This is a genomic window from Paenibacillus popilliae ATCC 14706 (assembly GCF_000315235.1).
Classification (GTDB): Bacteria; Bacillota; Bacilli; order Paenibacillales; family Paenibacillaceae; genus Paenibacillus_B; species Paenibacillus_B popilliae.
In genome coordinates, this window is sequence record NZ_BALG01000039.1 from 1 (window position 1) to 624 (window position 624).

Here is a 624-nt window from a genome sequence, read left to right on the forward strand (position 1 = left end):
CCCATATGATGAGTGTCTCTTTGAATTTTTGATTTAAGCATCATGGTATACGCTATCATACCAGTAGCAATCTGTTTTTTTTCCTTTACGACAAGACTTATATTTCACTGTATAGTACCCCCCAGCAGGGTCGTTTTTATCTGCAAGAACTCTATCTTCATCTTTACACCAGCCCACATGATCCCATCCCTTAGGACAGTCTCCTGTTGCTCCACGGTGGTTCCTTACCAGCGGTGTAGATGAGTCCTCCGAGAGTTTAGCAGTACCGTAGCATTGCGTAATATCTTCCGTTGTCGGTGTAGAAAGGGTAGCAAATGCAGATTGTGACATAACCGTCATAGAAGTAACAATGGAGGTCAAAATAATCATCTTTTTGAATCTTCTCATTTTATTCATCTCCTAATATGAATTTGGTCAAATGCTCCGTGTCTATAAACTATGTCTAGAATATTCTACCATGTAAAAATATTGAAGTCAACTGGTTTGAAGCAAGGGTGAAATTGTAAAAGATTAGCTTATTTATTATAATATGACGGATTGTAAAATGAAGTGCGACACCTTCTGGGAATAAAAAACAAAGGACCCATGGCCGGATTCGTGTAGAATGAAAGTTCTCACCACCCC

1 protein-coding gene is annotated in these 624 nt (G+C 39.1%); it reads right to left on the bottom strand.

The window, feature by feature from the left end:
* Nucleotides 1-33: 33 nt before the first annotated feature.
* Nucleotides 34-387, bottom strand: coding sequence for a hypothetical protein (locus tag PPOP_RS20015; protein WP_006284880.1), 354 nt, complete (start codon nt 385-387; stop codon nt 34-36).
* Nucleotides 388-624 lie beyond the last annotated feature (237 nt).

Excerpts from the sequence above, each read along its gene's own strand:
- PPOP_RS20015 (WP_006284880.1), bottom strand. The coding sequence starts at position 387 with ATGAGAAGATTCAAAAAGATGATTATTTTGACCTCCATTGTTACTTCT.